Source organism: Eggerthella sinensis, from assembly GCF_003339815.1.
GTDB lineage: Bacteria > Actinomycetota > Coriobacteriia > Coriobacteriales > Eggerthellaceae > Eggerthella > Eggerthella sinensis.
Window position 1 is genome coordinate 53,957 of sequence record NZ_PPTT01000002.1, and the last position, 18,986, is coordinate 72,942.

Annotated in this window: 18 protein-coding genes; 9 read left to right on the top strand and 9 right to left on the bottom strand. The window is 65.7% G+C overall.

Annotated features, from left to right (window positions below; genetic code table 11):
• Nucleotides 1-46: 46 nt before the first annotated feature.
• From C1876_RS01210 to C1876_RS01235, 6 genes are read left to right on the top strand one after another with little or no spacing between them, the layout of a single operon-like run.
• Entirely contained in the window at nt 47-1,099 is a 1,053-nt protein-coding gene (locus C1876_RS01210; RefSeq protein ID WP_114544908.1) for a type II secretion system F family protein, read from the top strand.
• Nucleotides 1,100-1,102: 3 nt separating this feature from the next.
• Complete coding sequence (locus tag C1876_RS01215; protein WP_114544909.1) at nt 1,103-1,429, top strand: hypothetical protein; 327 nt, start codon at nt 1,103-1,105, stop codon at nt 1,427-1,429.
• Nucleotides 1,430-1,437: 8 nt separating this feature from the next.
• A complete protein-coding gene (locus C1876_RS01220; protein WP_114544910.1) occupies nt 1,438-1,950 on the top strand; it encodes a DUF4860 domain-containing protein in 513 nt (170 codons plus the stop codon).
• Entirely contained in the window at nt 1,950-2,414 is a 465-nt protein-coding gene (locus C1876_RS01225; protein ID WP_114544911.1) for a hypothetical protein, read from the top strand. Before C1876_RS01220 ends, C1876_RS01225 begins: the two co-directional genes overlap by 1 nt.
• Entirely contained in the window at nt 2,411-2,875 is a 465-nt protein-coding gene (locus C1876_RS01230) for a FixH family protein (protein ID WP_114544912.1), read from the top strand. Before C1876_RS01225 ends, C1876_RS01230 begins: the two co-directional genes overlap by 4 nt.
• A gap of 19 nt (nt 2,876-2,894) precedes the next feature.
• A complete protein-coding gene (locus tag C1876_RS01235; RefSeq protein WP_114544913.1) occupies nt 2,895-3,968 on the top strand; it encodes a type IV pilus twitching motility protein PilT in 1,074 nt (357 codons plus the stop codon).
• A gap of 69 nt (nt 3,969-4,037) precedes the next feature.
• Here C1876_RS01235 and C1876_RS01240 read toward each other — a convergent pair whose 3' ends face one another.
• From C1876_RS01240 to C1876_RS01265, 6 genes are all read right to left on the bottom strand, one after another.
• A complete protein-coding gene (locus tag C1876_RS01240) occupies nt 4,038-5,138 on the bottom strand; it encodes a DUF2804 domain-containing protein (protein WP_114544914.1) in 1,101 nt (366 codons plus the stop codon).
• On the bottom strand, nt 5,135-6,097 hold the full coding sequence (locus C1876_RS01245; RefSeq protein WP_114544915.1) for a mechanosensitive ion channel family protein: 963 nt from the start codon (nt 6,095-6,097) through the stop codon (nt 5,135-5,137). The genes C1876_RS01240 and C1876_RS01245 overlap by 4 nt, the downstream gene beginning before the upstream one ends.
• Nucleotides 6,098-6,146: 49 nt before the next feature.
• Complete coding sequence (gene nrdG / locus C1876_RS01250; RefSeq protein ID WP_114544916.1) at nt 6,147-6,692, bottom strand: anaerobic ribonucleoside-triphosphate reductase activating protein; 546 nt, start codon at nt 6,690-6,692, stop codon at nt 6,147-6,149.
• Nucleotides 6,693-6,806: 114 nt separating this feature from the next.
• Nucleotides 6,807-9,128 carry an anaerobic ribonucleoside triphosphate reductase gene (locus tag C1876_RS01255; protein WP_114544917.1) on the bottom strand — a complete coding sequence of 774 codons (2,322 nt, stop codon included), beginning with the start codon at nt 9,126-9,128 and terminating at the stop codon, nt 6,807-6,809.
• A 278-nt stretch (nt 9,129-9,406) separates the two neighbouring features.
• Entirely contained in the window at nt 9,407-9,673 is a 267-nt protein-coding gene (locus tag C1876_RS01260; RefSeq protein WP_114544918.1) for a hypothetical protein, read from the bottom strand.
• Between the two features lies 1 nt (nt 9,674).
• The gene (locus tag C1876_RS01265) at nt 9,675-10,577 is read right to left on the bottom strand and encodes a homocysteine S-methyltransferase family protein (protein ID WP_114544919.1); all 903 of its coding nucleotides are present in this window, start codon (nt 10,575-10,577) and stop codon (nt 9,675-9,677) included.
• Between the two features lie 617 nt (nt 10,578-11,194).
• Here C1876_RS01265 and C1876_RS01270 point away from each other — a divergent pair.
• Nucleotides 11,195-12,745 carry an FAD-dependent oxidoreductase gene (locus C1876_RS01270; protein ID WP_158544522.1) on the top strand — a complete coding sequence of 517 codons (1,551 nt, stop codon included), beginning with the start codon at nt 11,195-11,197 and terminating at the stop codon, nt 12,743-12,745.
• A 27-nt stretch (nt 12,746-12,772) separates the two neighbouring features.
• On the opposite strand, the gene C1876_RS01275 is transcribed toward C1876_RS01270, so the two are convergent.
• On the bottom strand, nt 12,773-14,269 hold the full coding sequence (locus C1876_RS01275; protein ID WP_114544921.1) for a helix-turn-helix transcriptional regulator: 1,497 nt from the start codon (nt 14,267-14,269) through the stop codon (nt 12,773-12,775).
• Nucleotides 14,270-14,688: 419 nt separating this feature from the next.
• On the opposite strand from C1876_RS01275, the gene C1876_RS01280 reads away from it, so the two are divergent.
• Together C1876_RS01280 and C1876_RS01285 are read left to right on the top strand one after the other, a co-directional pair.
• Entirely contained in the window at nt 14,689-15,819 is a 1,131-nt protein-coding gene (locus C1876_RS01280) for an SLAC1 family transporter (protein WP_158544524.1), read from the top strand.
• Between the two features lie 402 nt (nt 15,820-16,221).
• Complete coding sequence (locus C1876_RS01285) at nt 16,222-17,313, top strand: hypothetical protein (protein WP_114544923.1); 1,092 nt, start codon at nt 16,222-16,224, stop codon at nt 17,311-17,313.
• A 20-nt stretch (nt 17,314-17,333) separates the two neighbouring features.
• Here C1876_RS01285 and C1876_RS01290 read toward each other — a convergent pair whose 3' ends face one another.
• The gene (locus tag C1876_RS01290) at nt 17,334-18,608 is read right to left on the bottom strand and encodes an MFS transporter (protein ID WP_114544924.1); all 1,275 of its coding nucleotides are present in this window, start codon (nt 18,606-18,608) and stop codon (nt 17,334-17,336) included.
• 39 nt (nt 18,609-18,647) lie between these two features.
• A complete protein-coding gene (locus C1876_RS01295; protein ID WP_114544925.1) occupies nt 18,648-18,935 on the bottom strand; it encodes a hypothetical protein in 288 nt (95 codons plus the stop codon).
• Between the last annotated feature and the right edge of the window lie 51 nt (nt 18,936-18,986).

Below are 18,986 nucleotides of genomic sequence, written 5' to 3' on the forward strand. Positions count from 1 at the left end.
AGCAGGCGATTCACGTATGAGCACGAGATAAAGGAGCGCGTAGGACATGGCCACGAAGATGCTTGAGAGCAGCGCTGTTTCCGCCTTCTGCGAGAGCGTCGCCGTCATGCACTCGGCCGGCATTCAGATGGACGAAGCCGTCTACCTGCTGGGCGACAACATGGAGGACGCGGCGTTCAAGCGCGCGTGCGACGACGTGTACAAGGAACTCATCACCGGCAAGCCGCTGGCGCGCGCCATGCAAGATTCCGGCTGCTTCCCGTCCCATGTCGTGGACATGGTGGGCGCGGGCGAGCACGCGGGGCGCCTGGAAAACGTGCTGTGGAGCTTGTCGAAGTACTACGACGAAGAAGACCGCCTGTACGCGAAGATCAAGAACGCCATCGCCTACCCCGCCGCGCTGCTGTGCGTGATGTCGGTCATTCTCCTGTTCACCGTCATCGTCATCCTGCCCGTGTTCGTGGACGTGTACCAGGGCCTTTCGGGCGATTTGACCGCCGGCTCGTTCGCGTACGTGAACGCGTCCATCGTCATCGGATGGATCGCGCTCGGCGTGACGCTGCTGTGCACCCTGCTCGTTTTGGTTGGCGTGCTGGCAAGCCGCACGCCGAACGGACGGCAGCGGCTCGTACGCCTCTTCGAGAAGATGCCCCTCACGCGCGGACCGCTGCGCCAAATGGCCATCAGCCGTTTCACCGCCGCGCTGGCCACCTTCGTGGCCGCCGGCGTGAACACCGATATCGCCATGGAGAAGGCGGTTGCCATGGTGGATCACGCGGGCCTGAAATCCCTGCTTGATCAGGCGCGCGACGAGATGATCGACCCGACCAAGGGCAAGAGCCTCGCCCAGGCCATCTTCGACAACAACGTGTTCGAGCCCATGTACGCGCGCATGCTCGTGGTGGGCACGCGCTCCGGAAGCATGGAGACGGTGCTGGCAAGCCTGTCCGACACGTTCTTCGACGACTCCATCGCCCGTATCGACGGCCTCATCGACAGCGTCGAACCCACCCTGGCCGCCTTCCTCACCGTGAGCGTGGGCGCTACGCTCATCGCCGTCATGCTCCCGCTCGTGGGCATCATGGGATCGATCGGCTAGCCTATGTACCACGAGCTCACCAAACAGGAGATCAGGAAGCGCACGTACAAGCGCATGGCGGGATTGTTCGCCATCGTGCTTGCCGTGGTGCTCATCTGGCTCGCTTCGAACGCCATCGGCGCTTCCCTGCGCGAGCAGGGCGAGCTTTCGGTGCGCAACGCCATCCTGAGCAGCGCGAAGCAATGCTGCGCCATCGAGGGGGCCTACCCTTCGTCGCTCGCGTACCTCGAGGAGAACTACGGCCTGGTTGTGAACCGCGCCGATTACGCGATCACCTACGAGGTGTTCGCCGATAACGTCATGCCGAACGTCGTGGTGTTGGCAAAATGAGGACCGATATGGTGCAAACGCTGATCCGAGCAACGGGTTCCAACCGCAGCGCCGAAGCGCGCGGCGGCAAGGTGCGCGGCCGCATGTTCATCACGCTGCTGTTCGCCGTCATCGCGTTGTTCCTGCTCATCGCCTTGCTGGTGGGAACGAGCGCCTACCGCGCCGTCAACGACGTGCGCTCCTCGTCCGACAACACCCGCCTGGGCCTGTCGCTCATCGCGAACTCCATCCGCGCCACCGACGAAACCGACGCCGTGGGCGTGGCCGACGGCCCGGAGGGACGTGCGCTCGTGCTGACCGAGCATCTGGAAAACGGCGACTACGAAACGCGCTTGTACGCGTACGAGGGCGCCATCGTTGAAGAATACACGCGCGCCGGCGCGGCGTTCACCCCCGAGAAGGCCCGCGAAATCGTGGCATCGAACACCTTCGACTTCACCTACGCCGACGGCCTGCTGACCGTGCACACCGAGCAGGGCTCCACCTCGGTTGCCCTGCGCAGCGTGCGAGGGGGTGTCTGATGGCTCTCGACCTCTCCCGCCTGCGCCGCTCTTCCGTACACGACCGCCGCCCGTGGCACGGCGCCGCGTTCATCGTGGAGTCGCTCGTGCTGCTCGTGTTCCTCATGGCCTCGCTCGCCGTGCTCATGCAGGTGATGGGCAACGCGCACGAGCGCGGCATCGAAGCCGATAAGCTGTCGAACGCCATCATCCTCGCGTCGAACGACGCCGAAACCTTCGCAGCCGACCCGACAACCGGCGATCGCACCGCCCAGTTCTCCCTGATGGACGGCGAGCTGGTTGAGCTGACGGGCGCGGAAGACGCCGCAAGCGGCGAGCAGTACGAAGTGGAGCGCACGGTGCAGCAGCATGCCGAGCAGGCGGGCACGCTCTACGAAGCGCACATCGAAGTGAGCAGCGGTGGCAACGCCGTGTACGAAGTGAACACGTCGCGCTACGTGTCGGGCGAGGAGGTGCAGCGATGAGCGGCTCCAACAGCACGGTGCGCATCGGCCCCATCAGCCTGTTCACGCTGGTCATCATCTTATGTCTGGCCGTGATGGCCGTGCTGTCGGCCACGACGGCGCAGGCGACGTACACCGCCGCCGAGAAGCAGGCGCTGTTCACCGACGACACCTACGCCAACGAATCCGCCGCTCAAAGCGCGGTTGCCGCCATCGACGCGGCGCTTGCGTCCGTGCGCGACGCGGGCGGCGGGCTCGATGCCGCGCTTGCGGCCGTCGACAAGGCGCTGCCCACCGACGCGGCCAGCGCGCAGCGCGACGGAGCATCGGTGTTCTTGACCTTCACCACCCCTAGCGGGCGCACGCTCGATGTGGAACTGACCATCAAAGCGAACGCAACGTACGAGATCAGCCAATGGAAAGCAACAACGCAGTGGACGAACGACGGCCCGAGCACCATGCTGTGGCCGGGCGCCGCGTAGACACGATAGGAGAAGCACGATGAAACTGGAGCAGCTCTTGCAAGAGATGGTCGATGCGAAGGCATCCGACGTCTTCATTATTGCGGGACTTCCCTTGGCGTACAGCGTGAGCGGCCGCCAGGTGCGCCTCGACTCGGCGCCGTTCAAGCCGGCCGACACCGAAGCGTTCGTCAGCGCCATCTACGAAGCCGCAGGCCGCAGCATGGCCCACTTCGTGGACAACGGCAACCACGACGAGGACTTCTCGTTCGCTGTGCCGGGCGTCGGGCGCTTCCGCGCCAACATCTTCCGCCAGCGCGGCTCGTTCGGCGCGGTCATCCGCGTTATCCCCTTCGGTCTACCCAATCCGGTGGAATATCACATCCCTGACGAGGTGCTGCGCCTCAGCACGTTCCAGAAGGGGTTGGTGCTGGTCACCGGCCCGGCAGGTGCCGGCAAGTCCACCACGCTGGCCTGCATCATCGACCGCTTGAACCACGAGCGCACCGGCCACATCATCACGATGGAAGACCCCATCGAGTACGTGCACAAGCACGGCTCCTGCATCGTCACGCAGCGCGAAGTGCCCACCGACGTGGCCTCGTACGGCGAAGCGCTGCGCTCGGCCATGCGCGAGAGCCCCGACGTCATCCTGCTGGGCGAAATGCGCGACCACGACACCATCGGCACCGCGGTGACGGCCGCCGAAATGGCGCAGCTGCTGTTCTCCACGCTGCACACCACGGGCGCGGCCGGCACGGTGGACCGCATCGTCGACGCCTTCCCCGCCTCGCAGCAGCGCCAGATTCGCATTCAGCTGTCCATGGTGCTGCAGGCCATCGTGTCGCAGCAGCTCGTGCCCACCATCGACGGCGGCACGGCGCCGGCCTTCGAGATCATGATCACGAACACGGCTATCCGCAACCTCATCCGCGAGGAGAAGACGCACCAGCTGGACAGCGTGATTGCCGCCGGCAGCGCCGAGGGCATGCGCACGATGGACCAGAGCCTGTTCGACCTCGTGAAGAGCGGGCGCGTGGCCAAGGAGATGGCGCTGCAGTACAGCATCCACCAGGAAGCGCTCGAAAAGCGCTTCGAAATGGAAGGCCTGTAAGCGCCACCCATGAGACGGCCCGCACGAAGGCACCACCCATGAAGCGGCCCGCCATCTGGCGGGCCGCTTTTAGTATACGTTGTGGATGACCTCGGCGGAGCCCAGCAGGTTCGCCACTTTGAACGTGCTACCGTCGTCGAGAACCACGAAGCCATCGAAGCGCCCGAACACCTGATGCTGGTCGGTGCGGATCAGCTTGAAGTCCATCCAATCGGTGCGGTCGAGCAGCGGCGTGAACACGAGGTCGAGCCGCCCTTCGTCGTCGGTCATATGCCACGGTTGCATGAGCTGCAGGCGATCGGCCGTCTTCTTCGCGTGCGCACCACCCGTCTTCTCGAGAATGCCGAAGTCGACGCGATGCAGCTTGTGCGCAACACCGTTTACGAACACCATGTTCTCCGACGCGGCCGACGTGTCGCCGAAACCGTAGCCCAGGTTCAACCCGAAGCGATGCGCCTGCTCAGTGGGCTGCGAGCCGCCCTCGCCGTCCTGCCAGCCCTGCGCCACGGCCCAGTACCACGTGTTGTCGCGCGTCCACACGCCGCGGCCCCAATCGAGCAGGCCAAACGAGTCGCCAGGGCAGAACCCATGCACGAGCAGGCCCTTCTTGAAACTGCCCTGCGCGCGCATGGCGACGATCTTCTGGTTGTAGTAGAACGCAAGCGGGTCTTCGGCCCACGGCGTGGCGATGACCATGGAGTCCTGCGGCTCGTCGTCGAGCACGGCCTCGAACGTCAGATCGTCCGTGTCGTCGAAATCGGCGAACCATACCTTGATGCGGCGCTGACCGCCTTCCACTTCGAAGCGGAACGACACGCGGTTGTTCTCGAACGTGGACACGCCCTCGGCGGACGAGGCGGGCAGCTTGAAGCGGCCGAGCGGAAGCGGCGTGATCACGCTGGCCGTATGCGAGGTTGCCTGGGCGAAGTCCATGACGGACGCCGAGATGAGCCCGACGTAGCCCATGTCGGCCAACGTGAGGGCCACGGCGAATTCCCCGTCGTTGACCAGGTAGTAGTCCCATTCCTTGATGCGGTGCTTGGGCGCCTTGATGCGATCGCGATCGTACGTGCGCACGAGCGACGTGGCCCACCCGCGCGCGGCAAGCGCCCCATCGAGATGATGCAGCGGACCCGAATCCAACCGGGTCTCGGCAGCAGAATCGCTCACAGGTCCTCTCCCTTCACCGCGCGGAATGCATGCGCAACGCGGTTGCGCAGGTTCGACTTCGTCTTCTTCTTGCCGCTCGCCTTCTGTTTCGGGCGCGGTTTCTCCTTCGGCTTCGCCGTTTTGTTCTGCTCCTCTTCGGCAGCCTCCTGCTGCGCTTCCTCGAGCACCTGCTCGGCGCGCTGCGGCGCAGCGGGGCGCGTGAGCGGGGCTACGGCGCGCAGCACCGCGTCGGTCGCACGACCGATCGTGCGGCTGTCCGCCATGCTGAACGCGATAGTGCCCGCATAACCCTGGGCCGTGATCTCGGAGAACGTGAGCTTCGGCTCCTTCACCACCTTGCCCACCGCAGCGGCCGCCTCGCTCGCTTCGTGCTCGATGGCTTTCGCCACCTCGTCGAGGTGCTGGCCTTCGGTGGTGACCACGATGGACAGGCCCACCTGATTCGTGGGCGGCAGGTGCGTGAGCGCGGTCTTGCTGATGATGGAGTTCGGGATGAGCACCTCTTCGCCCGCGCTGTTCTTGATGGTGGTGTGGCGCCAGGTGATGTCCTTCACCACGCCTGTCGACGAGCCCACCTCGATGTTGTCGCCGGGCTTGATGATGCGCAGCAGGCTCACCTGCAAACCGCCGATGAGGTTCGACAGCGTGTCCTGGAAACCGAGCGAGATGGCGATACCGCCGATGCCGAGCGCGGTGATGGCGGCGCTCACGTCCACGCGGAAGCAGGTGGACAGCATGATGCACACGCCGGTGACCCAGATGGCCCCGCGGGCGATGTTGATGAAGATGGAGCTTGAGGGAAGATCCTTCTCCTCGTTGATTTCCAGCACGCGCCGAAGAAAACGCCTTGTCAGGCGTGCGATAACAGCGGTGATAGCCAAAATGACCACCGCTGAAAGCGCGGTGGTTATCCAGTCGTGGCGCACGAGGGCGTCGATGTATTTCTGAAGCTGTTCCATGCCGCTATCCTACCATGTTGTCTACGCCAGCGCCATGCGGCGGCGCACCCTACCATGATGCTGGTTTCTCGGGGAAGTCCTCGTGAGTTTCCCACAAAACCATGCGCCCGCGGGTTCGGGTAGCGGGAACGTCAATCAACCGTTGGTTACGCGAGCCGCGCCATTTCAGATCGTAGGAATGCTGCGCCTGCACGAAGGGGCCGTCCACGAGCACGTCGGTCTGGTCGAGCAGGTCGCGTGCGGCCGCGTCGGGAATGCCGGCCTCGAGCTGCTCGTAGCGGTAACCCGAGTACGTCCACACGTTCAACCCCAGCTCACGCACCTGTCGGGCCAGTTCGGCGCACGCCACGGCCTGCTCGAACGGCTCGCCGCCCGACACCGTGACGCCCTGCACGAGCTTGTTGGCCGCAATCTCGGCCACCACGTCGGCGATGGGCCGCACCGTGCCGCCCCCGCACGGCTGGCTCTCGGGGTTGTGGCACCCGGGACACCCATGCGAGCACCCTTGCACGAACACGGCATACCGAAGCCCCGGCCCATCGACGATGGAGTCGGGGGCCGTGCCGAAGAGACGTATGGTGGTGGGAGCGGTCATGGGTGCGGGGCCTTTCGGGGTATACACGCTGCGCCCGTTCGTCCCGGGCGCAGCGCGCTATCGGCGCGAAGGAGGATGCAGGGATCTGCGCGCCTCCGTCGCGCCAAGAAGGGGTTACATCTGGTGCTTCACCCTATCGCCCTCTTCGGCGCGCTTGGCGTCGTTGAAGCGGTCGAGGGTGCCCACGAGGTAGCCGGTGATGCGGCGGATGCGCTCGAAGGACTGGCCGTGCTCTTCCTCGGTGCGGCCGCACTTCGGGCACACGTCGCCGATGATGCCGTTGTAGCCGCACACGGGGTCGCGATCCACCGGGTGGTTCACCGAACCGTAGCCGATGCCGCTTTCCTTCATGTGGCGGATGACGGCCTCGAACGCCTCGAGGTTGTCGGTGGGGTCGCCGTCAAGCTCCACGTAGGAGATATGGCCCGCGTTCGTGAGCGCATGGTACGGCGCCTCGATCTCGATCTTGTCGAACGCGCTGATGTCGTAGTACACCGGCACGTGGAAGCCGTTCGTGTAGTAGTCGCGGTCGGTGACGCCCTCGATGGAGCCGTAGCGCTCGCGGTCCATGCGCACGAAGCGGCCCGACAGGCCCTCGGCCGGCGTGGCGATGAGGCCGTAGTTCAGCCCGCGCTCCTGCGACAGACGGTCGAGGTAGCTGCGCATATGGCCGATGATTTCCAGGCCCAGGTTCTGCGACGCCTTCGACTGGCCGTGATGCTGGCCCGTCAGCGCCACGAGCGCCTCGGCGAGGCCGATGAAGCCGAGCGACAGCGTACCGTGCTTGAGCACCTCGCGCTGCTCGTCGGTGGGCGACAGCTTCTCGGAGTCGATCCACACGCCCTGGCCCATGAGGAACGGCGCGTTGTACACGTGCTTGCGCGCCTGAATCTCGAAGCGCTCGTCAAGCTGCCCCACCGCCAGCGCCAGCTTCGCGTCGAGCAGGTCGAAGAACAGGTCGAGGTCGCCCTTCGAGCGGATGGCGAGGCGCGGCAGGTTGATGGACGTGAAGCTGAGGTTGCCGCGGCCGGGCGCGATCTCGCGATCGGGATCGAACACGTTGCCCATGACGCGCGTGCGGCAGCCCATGTAGGCGATTTCCGTCTCGGGCGTGCCCTTGTAGTACTGCGCGTTGAACGGCGCGTCGATGAAGCTGAAGTTGGGGAACAGACGCTTGGCGGAGCAGCGCATACCCAGCTTGAACAGGTCGTAGTTCGGGTCCTCGGGGTTGTAGTTCACGCCTTCCTTCACGCGGAAAATCTGCACGGGGAAGATGGGCGTCTCGCCGGAGCCGAGGCCTTCCTCGGTGGCCAGCAGCATGTTCTTCACCACCATGCGACCCTCGGGGCTCGTGTCCATGCCGTAGTTCACCGAGCTGAACGGCGTCTGCGCGCCGGCGCGGCTGTGCATGGTGTTCAGGTTGTGGATGAGCGCTTCCATGGCCTGGAACGTGGCGCGATCGGTGTCGGCCAGGGCGTTCTTCGCGGCGTAGGCCACGGCCTTGTCGGCGACAGCCTCCTCGGCGCCGGCCTCCACGAGCGCCACGCGCACGGCGGCCTCGAAGCCCGCGTCCATGGTGAGGCTAGCCCACACGCCCGTCTCGGCCTCGATGCGCACGAGCGCGTCCTGCGCGAACGTGCGCGCATCCTCGATGTCGGTGAGCAGGTCCACGGCTTCGGCCAGGTGCTTCTTGTACAGGCGGCGGTACGTCTTGCGCACGCCTTCGGCCAGACCGTAGTCGAAGTCGCAGATGGCCTGACCGCCGTGCTGGTCGTTCTGGTTCGACTGGATGGCGATGCAGGCGAGCGCCGCGTAGCTGGCGATGTCGTTCGGCTCGCGCAGCACGCCATGGCCCGTGGAGAAGCCGCCCTTGAACAGCTTCGACAGCTCGATCTGGCAGCACGTGGTGGTGAGCGTGTAGAAGTCCATGTCGTGGATATGGATGTCGCCCTCGCGATGGGCGCGCGCGTACTTCGGATCGATGACGCACATCTCGTAGAACTGCTTGGCCGACTCGGAGCCGTACTTGAGCATGGTGCCCATGGCGGTGTCGGCGTCGATGTTGGCGTTCTCGCGCTTCATGTCGGAGTCGGACGCCTTCGAGAACGTGATGTCCTTGAGCGTCTGGATGAGGCGGCTGTTCACGTCGCGCGAACGGCTGCGCTCGGCGCGGTACAGGATGTAGGACTTGGCCGTCTGCACGAAGCCGGACTCGATGAGCGTCTCCTCCACGAGGTCCTGCACGCCCTCGACCGTGGGCACGCCCTCGATGGCGCCGCTGTTCAGCTTCTCCACCACCTGCTGCGCGATCTCTTCGGCAGCGGTGCGATCCTGCATGGCTCCGCATGCCTGGAACGCGCGCTCCACCGCCTCGGCGATTTTGTTCTGGCTGAATTCCGCCGTGCGGCCGTCGCGCTTGATGATGGTCGTGACCATACTGTGAGTCCTCTCTGCGTACTTCTTCGATTTCGTCGTTTTTACCGTGCGAGCTGTGGTTTCGCTTGGTTTATGCGCAGTGTTTCCACACGATCTGCGCCTTGTTTTCCACAATATGTAGTGGTGAGTTCTGATTTGAAAGTGAACATATAGTACCTGCGGAGGGAACGGGGCGCAAGGGGTAAAAGCGCGAGAATTCAGCTCCCACACATAACGGGACCGGTGATTCACATTTTATCCACGGCCCGCGCGCATCGATGGCATCGGGCCGTTACACGCTATTGAACGGTGCCGTACACCTGTCCCCACGCATGCCCGCCGATGGCTGAATTCAGTTGGTCGCACAGCCGCTTGCGCGTGTAGAGGCCGGGCGGCAGCAGGTTGACGATCTCGGCGAGGTCGTCGGGCAGGTCGGCGGCCTCGGCGGCCACGACGATGTCGAGGCGACGCATGGTGGCCTTCGGGTCGGCGTCGACGAACACCGAGTCCACCACGTCCTGCAACGCCCCGTAGTGCGGGCTGCGCTTGGTATTGGAGCCCGCCACGCTAGTCCTCCACGTCCGGACGCACCACGTCGAAGCCCTCGCTCGCCGCCACGAGCGCGCCCGCGTACGCCGGCGTGGCCGCACCGGCGGCGCGCAGGAACTGCGCTCCGGCCGCGCGCAGCTGCGTGGCGGCGCTCACCAGCACGTCGGGGCAATAGTAGGGGTTCTCGGGCGTGGCGTCGCCCTGCTTCGGGTTGTGCTCGCGCACCACCAGCTGCACGAGCACCGGAAACGGGCCGGCCCCCGCCACGCGGCGCGCGAACGTCACCGCCTGCTCGAGCGGGGCCGGGGTGGCGAACCCGAGCACCGACGCCTCGTACTCCACCATCACGGCAAGCGCGTCCTCGAGCGTGTGCCGCCCGTCGGACAGCATGCCCGCAGCGTCGACGTCCACCGACGCGAACACCGGCGCGCCGCTCACCTGGCGCACGCCCATGAGCGCGCACTTGAGGTCGGCCGGGTTGCCGAAGCCGTTGAGGAAGAACGCGTCGAGCGCCTGTCCGTCGCATGAGCGCGCTGCGCGCGCGTACTGGTCGCGGTTCTCGTTGAGCGAGCTTTTGCTCGTGGGATCGAGCGGCAGGCCGCAGGGCCCGATTTCCACCAGCACGTGCTGCGGCTTCAGCTCGTGCGCCACCGCCAAGCCCGTACGCACCACTTCCTCGGCGCGATCCTCCATGCCGCGATGCGCAAGGCGCGCCGGCGTGATGTTGGCCGTATTGGCCACGAGGCACTGCGCGCCCGCCATCTTGTTGAGGCGCAGCGCGTCGCGCACCGTCTCCGGCTCGACGAGGTTGGCGAATTCGAGGTCGTGCTCGACGTCGAATCCCTGGCGGGCCAGGACGGGGGCAACCGGGGAGGACAGCACGAGCATGTCCTTGTGAAAGCGGAGGGCTATATCGGGCATACGAGTTCCTTTCGTCGGATGAGTATCATACCAAACCTGCTCGCGCGCGAACGGTGCAGTCCGCCCGGCGGATGGAAGAGGGCGTAACGTTCACCGACGCTCAGCTGCACTTCACAGGACGAACATGAGCCGATCACGTGTTCTTCAAGGCTTACTTTTATACTGGGCCCTGCAAACGAAAGATTCCCCTCCTTTCAGTTTGTACTGCTTTTCCCCTTACAAAGCAGTGGCGGCACTCCGGTGCCGCACATCCCCCTCCTTGTGGCCCGGTGGAGCTCCCCTCTCCCCGGGCCGATCTTTTTTTTCGCTTGCCTACTGCAAGCGAAAAAACTCGACGCTGCGAGGGGCTGTGGAGCCGAATCTTGACCCTTGTGCGCTTTCCCTCACGTGCAAAAGCACGCTCGGCCGCGCGGCGGGCCAATCTCCGACTCCACAGCCCCTCTCGCTGACTCACTACGCCAACCGGCAAGTCACATCAACCCTACCTGCGGTTTTGCCTATTTCACATCGGTTTTCACATCACCGATGTGATGGCTGGCGCGCCCTCTGCCCGTATAGTGCCCTCAGCGCCGCGGCCGTTGCCGGGCGTTCGGAAGGCAATCCTTGAGGAGGGAACCATGGAAGCGAACGTATCGAGAAGGAACTTTCTTGCCACCGCGGGAATCGCCGCTGCCAGCTTGGCGGCGCTCGGCGTGGCGGGGTGCGCGCCGAGCGGCGGCACCGAAGCCGCGGCCGACTCCGGGTCGTGGGATCACGAGGCGGACGTGCTCATCGTGGGCGCGGGCGGTGCGGGACTGACCGCGGCCGTCGTGACTGCACGCGGAGGCGCGCAGGTGACCGTGCTGGAAGCCGCCGCCATGGCCGGCGGCAACACGGCGAACTCGTCGGGCGTCATCCAGGCGGCCGGCACCGACGAGCAGAAGCAGCTTGCCGACGTTGCCGACGACACCCCCGAAAAGCACGCTGAATACTACCTGCAGTGCGGCGAAGGGCAGCTCAACGAAGAGCTCGTCCGCTTCGCGTGCGAGCAGGCGCCGTCGTGCATCGACTTCATGAAGGACCTCGGCATCAAATACGAGGTAGTGTACGGCAACGGCACGGTGCCCAACGTGGACCCCGACGTCATCGCGCCGCGCATCCACCTTGCCGGCACCGACGAGAACGACCTCATGTACGGCCAGGCGCACGTGGCCGCCCTGCTCAAAGCCGCCGAAGAGGCCGGCGTCGAATTCGTGTACAACACCGCCGCCGTCCAGCTCGTGCAGAACGGCGAGGGCGTGATCACCGGCGTGACGGCCGACGACAAGAAGCGCTACCGCGGCAAGAAGGCGGTCATTCTGGCCACGTGCAGCTACGACCGCAGCGAGGAGTTCGCCCGCGCCTTCAACTACCACCTCGTGCAGGCGCTCAAAGACGGCCGCGCGCTCACCGCGCCCACAAACACGGGCGACGGCCTGCGCATGGGCATGTCGGTGGGCGCCGCGCTCGACGGCATGGGCGGGTTCATCGGCCTGTCGAACAACATCGGCGGCACGCCCACCCTTCCCGGCGTGCCCGAGGTGCCGGGCATCATCGTGAACAAGTACGGCCGCCGCTTCGTGAGCGAGTCCGACCATTACGCATGGGTGCTCCGCGCCATCTTCGCCCAGGAGGACCACGTGGCGTGGGGCGTGTTCGACGCCAAAGCCGCGGCGCTCACCGGCGCGGTGGTGGGCGGCGTGAGCCCCATGAGCGACGACTTCTCCAAGGAGATCGCCGACGGCTCCGTGTTCGTGGCCGACACCGTCGAGGAGCTGGCGGCCGCCATCGACGTGCCCGCCGCGAACCTGCAAGCGGCCCTCGACACCTGGAACGCCGACATGGCCGCCGGCCAGCGCGACAGCCAATTCCCCACGCGCGCATGCGGGCTTGAAGCCATCGACACGCCGCCGTACTACGCGACGCGCAGCTACGACTACAGCCTGGGCGCGCTCGGCGGCCTCAAGATCAACACGAAGGCCCAGGTGCTCGACACGGCGGGCGAGATTATCCCCCACCTGTACGCCGCCGGCCAGGTGGCGGGCGGCTTCATGGGCTCGTACTACCCGGGCACGGGCACGGGTATCCTGGCCACGCTCGCGTTCGGTCGCAGCGCGGGAGAGAACGCGCTCGCGGAGACCGAGGCGTAGCGGGCGACGCGCGTTGGGAAAGCCCCGCTAGCGGGGCTTTCCGTCCACCAGGTCGATGAGTTCCTGCTGCGAATGCACGCCCAGCTTGCGGTACACGTTCTTCATATGCGTGCGCGTCGTGTTGTCCGACACCACGAGCTCCTTCGATATGTACGCGCGATTGCGCCCGCGCGCCAACATCTCGAACACTTCGCACTCGCGCGCCGACAGCCCGTAGCGCGCCGCCCAACGTTCCCTATCGCCGAGGGCGTCGAAGCGGGCGGCTGCGGGGGTTTCCGACACACCGACTTTCACCGCTCCCGCGTCGTGGGCCCCACTACCTGCCGCAGCCGGCCCCTGTAACGCGCGCATCGAGCGGTCGAACGAGAGGATGCCGGCCATCAGCAGCAGGTACACCACCACGAGCGACACCACGGCCAACGTTGCGCCCGACCCCTCCACCGCCCGCACCACGAACACGCCCAGCAGCGACCCCAGCGACTCGGCCGCCACCAGCACGAGCAGCCCCAGCGCGAACCGCTTCGGCAGGGCGCTCCCCTCGCGCTCGCCCGCCCACAGCGCCCATACCATGAAGTAGAAGCTGTTGAACCCCACGATGCACACGCCCTGCACGGCTTCGCGGCCGCCCGAGAACAGCGGCAGCATGACGAAAGCGATGCCGATGAGCGGAATGGCCGCAAAGCACACCACCTTGATGAGCTTGCGCGAGTCGAGGAACAGCGCCGCGAGCGCAATCATCACCGCCGACAGGGCGAACGCGACGATGGTCACGAGGTTGCCGGACCCGTCGTCCACCGCGAACGCGCCCTCGGTGAGCCGCTGCATGAGGCCATACGCCAGGCCCACCACGGCGGGCAGCGCCACGATGCGCACCGTGCTGAAGCCGCCCTCGGCGCCCGGCGTGCCCGACACGCTCGTCGCGCCCGGCATCGCCGGATGCGTTCGAGCCGCGCCCCCGCGCGCCGCCAGCACGAACAGCGCCGCGGCCACCGCGGGCAGCAGCGCGAGCGCAAGCTGCTGCGCCACCGGAGGCGCCAGCAGCAGGCAGCCGTCCAGCAGCGACGCGGCCACCAAGGCCAGCGCCACGTCGATGAGCAGCGCCTTCGCCCCCTTGCGTGCGAACGAGATGCCCAGCAGCAACAGCAGGGCAGCGCTGCCCATGCCGGTCAGCACCACCCCGCCGAGGCGCAGCGCGTCCGACGGCACGATCGCAGGGCCGAACAGCACGAGCACGGTGCCCGCGAACAGGCTGGCCCCCGCCCCGAGCGCCCACGGCACGCCGCGCGCCTCGATGCGCGCCGCCCCCAGCACCATCGTCGCCAGCGTCACGGCTTCGGCCGCCAGCCACAGCGCGCGCATCTGCAGCAGGTCGGTCGCGCCGAGGGAGAGCTGCGCCAGCAACACGTTGCTCCAATACAGCCCGAACATCCACGCCAGCAGCGCCGCGAACGCCAGCCACGATGCGGCGTCCTCGCGCACCCGTCGAACGATATCCGCGCCAAACGTCGAAACGCCCTTCCCCATGCACCCTCCTTGCCAGTCCATTCCCCCGATGATACCCCATTGCCGCACGGTTGCCCCAACGAACAGCTTCCGCCCTCGTTCTCGCCCGCGTTTACGAACCGTTACGCAGGAGCACCGTGTTTCACAAAACGCGCACGCCCACGTCATACGATGTGCGCGAACGTTGCGTATACTAGCAGCTGTGAACGAAAGGCTCCCCTCCTTTCAGTTCGCCTCTGCTCTACCCCCTTAGAAGCAGAGCGATGCGCAAGCGTCGCATCATCCCCCTCCTTGTGGCCCGGTGGAGCTCCCCTCTCCCCGGGCCGATCTTTTTTCCAAGACCATTCCCCGCCTGCCGCGCACCGCGCGAAGCCCTTGAGCGCGGGTGTATGATGATGAGCAAACAACATGCCGATGCATCATCGCGAAAGGGGTTTCCCGTGGCGTACCTCAAGGACAAAGTGTCGCGTCTGCCGTTGCCCGTGGTGCCCACCACGCTGGGCCTGCTGGTGCTGAGCGGGTTTTACGACGCCCTCGGCTACCCGCTCATCCACGGGCTCGCCGTCATCGTGGCCACGTTCGTGGCGCTGGCCTACTGCCTGAAAATCGCGTTCCACCTGAAAAGCGTCGTGGCCGCCGAGTACGCCAACCCCATGCTGGCCGCGCTCTATCCCACGTTGCCCATGCTCATCATGGTGCTGTGCGTGTTCTACGCGCAGCTCGTGCCCGCCCTGTGGACGGCGGCCGAGGTGGTGTTCTTCACCATGCTCGGCCTGCTGTGCGTGCACATCGTGGTGTTCTTCGTGCGCTTCTTCCTGCGGCGTTTCGAGTGGAAGACGTTCATGCCCAGCTGGTACGTCACCACGAACGGCGTGATGGTGTCCACCGTGGCCGGCATGCCGTTCATGCCCGAGCCGCTGGCGGCGGGCATCGTCGTGTGGGGCATCGTCATCTACGTGGCGCTCACGCCGTTCATGCTATGGCGCATGAAGCGCTGCGAGGTGGCCGAGGCCATGATGCACTCGCAGGCCATCATGTTGGGGCCGTGCAGCATGTGCCTCGTGTCGTACGTCAACGCGTTCGCCGAGCCGAACCTCGTGGTGCTCGCGCTGCTGTTCGCCTGCGTCGTGGTGTCGCTCGGCTACGTTATCTGGAAGCTGCCGACGTTCTTCAGCGTGCAGTTCCATCCCGGCTATGCGGGCATGACGTTTCCCATGGCGGTGGGGCTGCTGGCCACGAACGGGTTCGCGTCGGCCTTCGCCGCCGCAGGCTACGTCGACGTCGCGTGGGTGGCGCAGCAGATCGACGGCGTGCAGCTGCTGCTCACCACCACCATCGTCGCCGTGGTGGCGGCGCGCTTCCTGGGCATGCTGGCCGCAGGCGTGAAGCGCGACCGCGCCAACGGCACGCTCGCACCCGAGCAGCTGGCAGCTTTGTCCGCCGTGCGCGCATACTTGCGTCGAGGATCGGACGCCATCGAGAACCCCGCGGCAGCTGAGGAATTCGTGCCGGTGGCAGCGGGCGTCGATTGCACCATCGACTGCGACGACGGAGCCCCGGCGTCCGCCTAGATAATGGGATGCGATGCGCTGGTGCAAGCGCTTCCGAGGGTTTTTCCCTAGGTTTTTTGATCATGGTTACTTATCTGTTACTTTCAAGGCCCCCAATTCACAAAACGTGCACGCGTACATCATATGATTTTCAATGTCAACTTTTATACTGGGTACCAGCAAAACGAAAGGCTCCCCTCCTTTCCAGTTTGCATCTGCTTACCCCTTAAAGCAGAGCGGCACCCAATAGGCGCCGCATCATCCCCTCCTTGTGGCCCGGTGGAGCTCCCCTCTCCCCGGGCCAATCCTTTTTCTAAAGCCAAGCATTGCCTCATCCCTTCCCCATCGCACGGGCGGCAAGCTTGCGGGTGGCGTATCATGGTCGCACGCTGTTCGCGCTACCGCCTGAGAGGGGTCCTTTGCATGTCGAACTCCCTGCCATCCGTACCGTTTCTGGTCGACGTTGCCGCCACGGATTCGCAGCCGCTTTGCGAGCGCCTCGACGCGCTGCGCGCCGCACGCTGCGAATCCGCCGACCGCACCCTGCTCGAAGGCCCCGTCGCCCACGTCGACATCGACCGCCTGCGCGATGTGCCCGCCGGGCGCTTCGACACGTCCATCGGCAGCGCGCACTTCGCCTGCTTCTATCACGCCAACGACGAGCGCCCTCACGAGTTCCTCTACGTCGTGCTCGACCTCATGCGCACCGACGACGCCATCGCCCACGGCCCGCTGCCAAGCTTCCCGAAATGGTCGTGGCACACGCACCTGGCCGGCGACCTCCTGTGCATCGAGGACCCGCTGTACTTCGACTCGGACATCCCCGTCGGGTGGTTCTACGGCACCGAGACCGAGGACTACCGCGCCTACGTCGCACGCCTCGTGGAAGCGGTAGCCGACGCCACGGGCGTGCCGTACAACCGCATCATCTTCTCGTCGCTGTCCGCGGGCGGCTCCGCATCCATCTTCGCCGCCGCCCACCTTCCCGGCAGCTGCGCCGTCGCCCTCAACCCGCAGCTCGACCTCACGCGCTTCATCCCCCGCTGCATCGACGACTTCGCCCGCTGCACGGGCATCGACCTGCGCGCGGCCAAGGAGCGCGGCGAACGCGCGCGCATCGACGCGGCCACGGCCATCGAGCGCGCGCCGCACACGCGCTTCCTCATCGTGGAGAACTGCCGCTCCGCGATGGACTTCGACGAACAGCTGCTCCCGCTGTGCGCGCAGCTCGGCATCGAACCGCGGTACGGCCTGACGCAGCAGGGCAACGTAGCCCTCTGGACGGTGGACGTGCCCACGAAGCACCCGCACGTCATGCTGGAAAGCAAAACGCTGTCGCACGCCCTCGACTTCCTGGCGAAGGAGCTGCTGGCCGGCCACGACCTCACGCCCTACCAGGGGTTGTACACCCTCATCGGCGAGCTGTGGCACGACAGCGCCCGCGCGCTCACCGACCTCGCCGACAACCCCCGCCCCCTCGACCCCCTCGCCCAGCTCTACGAGACGCTGGGCTGAGGGGGTCTGCGAGCCTCACGCTACTTGCGCGTGGGAATCTTCTTCCGCGCGTTCAGCGCAAGCACGCCGAACACCGCCACGAGGATCGCACCGGCAATGCCGATGACGAACACGTTGGAGAACCCGGCTGCGTCAACCACGAAACCCCACACGCTTGCCGCAAACGCGCCCGCCAGCGAGCCCACCATCGCAACGCGCGAGTAGATGGTCGAGTACTCGAGCGTGCCGAAGATGGTGCGCACCATGAGCGGAGCCAGCACCGTCGCGCTCGCGTAGAACACGCCGAACACGAACCCGCCCGCCAGCATCGCCGGCACCGAACCCGGAACCAGCCACATCACCGCGAGGCCGATTGCGCCGCATCCCGTGGAAACGAACAGGCCGGCGTACACGTTCACCTTGTCGTTGATGATGCCCAGCAGCACCTTGCCAATCGCCTGGCCCAACATTGCGGCGGATGCGAGCGTTGCCGAGATGGCCACCACGTCGGGATACTGGGTGAGCGACGTCGCGTACGAGGGCAGGTACTGGTAGAAGTTGATGGCCAGGTTGATGAAGCCGGCGAAGATGGCCACGAGAAAGAACGCGCTCGTCTTCATGGCCGTCGATGCGGTCACGCCTTCCGCCGCTGACGCATTCGCCCCTGCGCCCGGCGCCGCAGACGCCGCCTCGGATGCACCCACCGGCTCAAGCCCGATATCGTGCGGGTAGCTGCGCACGCAGAACAGCGTGAACGGCAGCGCCACCACCAGTGCGATGATGCCGAACACGAGGTAGCCCATGCGCCACCCGTCGGGACCGCTTGCAATGAACGCGCCTCCCACCAGGTTGAACACCACGCCGCCGATGCCCGTGAACGCCATGCACAGCCCGATGTAGAACCCGACGTTCTTCCTGAACCACCGATTGATAAGCGTCGGCACCGACAAGATGAGCAGCGCCGCCAAGCCGAAGCCCATGAAGGCACCGGCGATGTAGAACTGCCACACCGCGTTGAAGAACGACATGCACACCAGCGGCACGCCGATGAGCACGACCGCCGCCGACAGCACGACGCGCAGATCCTTCGTCTCCATCAGCTTGCCTTCGAACGGCAGGGCGATGGTGGTTGCCAACAGCATGATGGTAAGGTAGAGGGCGAACACGCCCCTGCCCACGCCCAAGGCCTCGCTCACCGGCGTGAAGAAAATGCCGGCGCAGCTGAGCGCCAGTGCGCACGGCGCGAAGCAGCCGACGATACCCGTTGCCACCACGAGATACGGGAAGAAGCTCTTCTTCCCCTGCGAAGTACCCATACATCCTCCTCAGAATAGTCGGAGCAGAACAACCCAGCGTCATCCCTCAGACGAAGCCGCCCTCTTCTGCTCGCGCTTCCACGCCCTGACCGCCTTCGGCACACGCTTGCCGAACGCCATGATGGGCGCCTTGTTTTCCCTGATCACCGGCCAACCCGCAGCGACGTCCTCCGGGCTGATCACCACATCCATGCGCATGCTGCCCAACGCCTTGCAGTCCATGATCAGCTTCTCGCCGTCGAACGCCATGCCGAACACTTCCACCACCGGACTTCCGTCCTCCGTCCTCGCCACAATCGACGGTTTCTTCTTCGGTTTCCCAGCCATAGTCCACTTCCTTCGGATGCTCTCGGCGAGGGGGCGCCGTGACAGCCGCTC

Excerpts from the sequence above, each read along its gene's own strand:
- C1876_RS01210 (WP_114544908.1), top strand. The coding sequence starts at position 47 with ATGGCCACGAAGATGCTTGAGAGCAGCGCTGTTTCCGCCTTCTGCGAG.
- C1876_RS01215 (WP_114544909.1), top strand. The coding sequence starts at position 1,103 with ATGTACCACGAGCTCACCAAACAGGAGATCAGGAAGCGCACGTACAAG.
- C1876_RS01220 (WP_114544910.1), top strand. The coding sequence starts at position 1,438 with ATGGTGCAAACGCTGATCCGAGCAACGGGTTCCAACCGCAGCGCCGAA.
- C1876_RS01225 (WP_114544911.1), top strand. The coding sequence starts at position 1,950 with ATGGCTCTCGACCTCTCCCGCCTGCGCCGCTCTTCCGTACACGACCGC.
- C1876_RS01230 (WP_114544912.1), top strand. The coding sequence starts at position 2,411 with ATGAGCGGCTCCAACAGCACGGTGCGCATCGGCCCCATCAGCCTGTTC.
- C1876_RS01235 (WP_114544913.1), top strand. The coding sequence starts at position 2,895 with ATGAAACTGGAGCAGCTCTTGCAAGAGATGGTCGATGCGAAGGCATCC.
- C1876_RS01245 (WP_114544915.1), bottom strand. The coding sequence starts at position 6,097 with ATGGAACAGCTTCAGAAATACATCGACGCCCTCGTGCGCCACGACTGG.
- nrdG (WP_114544916.1), bottom strand. The coding sequence starts at position 6,692 with ATGACCGCTCCCACCACCATACGTCTCTTCGGCACGGCCCCCGACTCC.
- C1876_RS01255 (WP_114544917.1), bottom strand. The coding sequence starts at position 9,128 with ATGGTCACGACCATCATCAAGCGCGACGGCCGCACGGCGGAATTCAGC.
- C1876_RS01265 (WP_114544919.1), bottom strand. The coding sequence starts at position 10,577 with ATGCCCGATATAGCCCTCCGCTTTCACAAGGACATGCTCGTGCTGTCC.
- C1876_RS01270 (WP_158544522.1), top strand. The coding sequence starts at position 11,195 with ATGGAAGCGAACGTATCGAGAAGGAACTTTCTTGCCACCGCGGGAATC.
- C1876_RS01275 (WP_114544921.1), bottom strand. The coding sequence starts at position 14,269 with ATGGGGAAGGGCGTTTCGACGTTTGGCGCGGATATCGTTCGACGGGTG.
- C1876_RS01285 (WP_114544923.1), top strand. The coding sequence starts at position 16,222 with ATGTCGAACTCCCTGCCATCCGTACCGTTTCTGGTCGACGTTGCCGCC.
- C1876_RS01290 (WP_114544924.1), bottom strand. The coding sequence starts at position 18,608 with ATGGGTACTTCGCAGGGGAAGAAGAGCTTCTTCCCGTATCTCGTGGTG.
- C1876_RS01295 (WP_114544925.1), bottom strand. The coding sequence starts at position 18,935 with ATGGCTGGGAAACCGAAGAAGAAACCGTCGATTGTGGCGAGGACGGAG.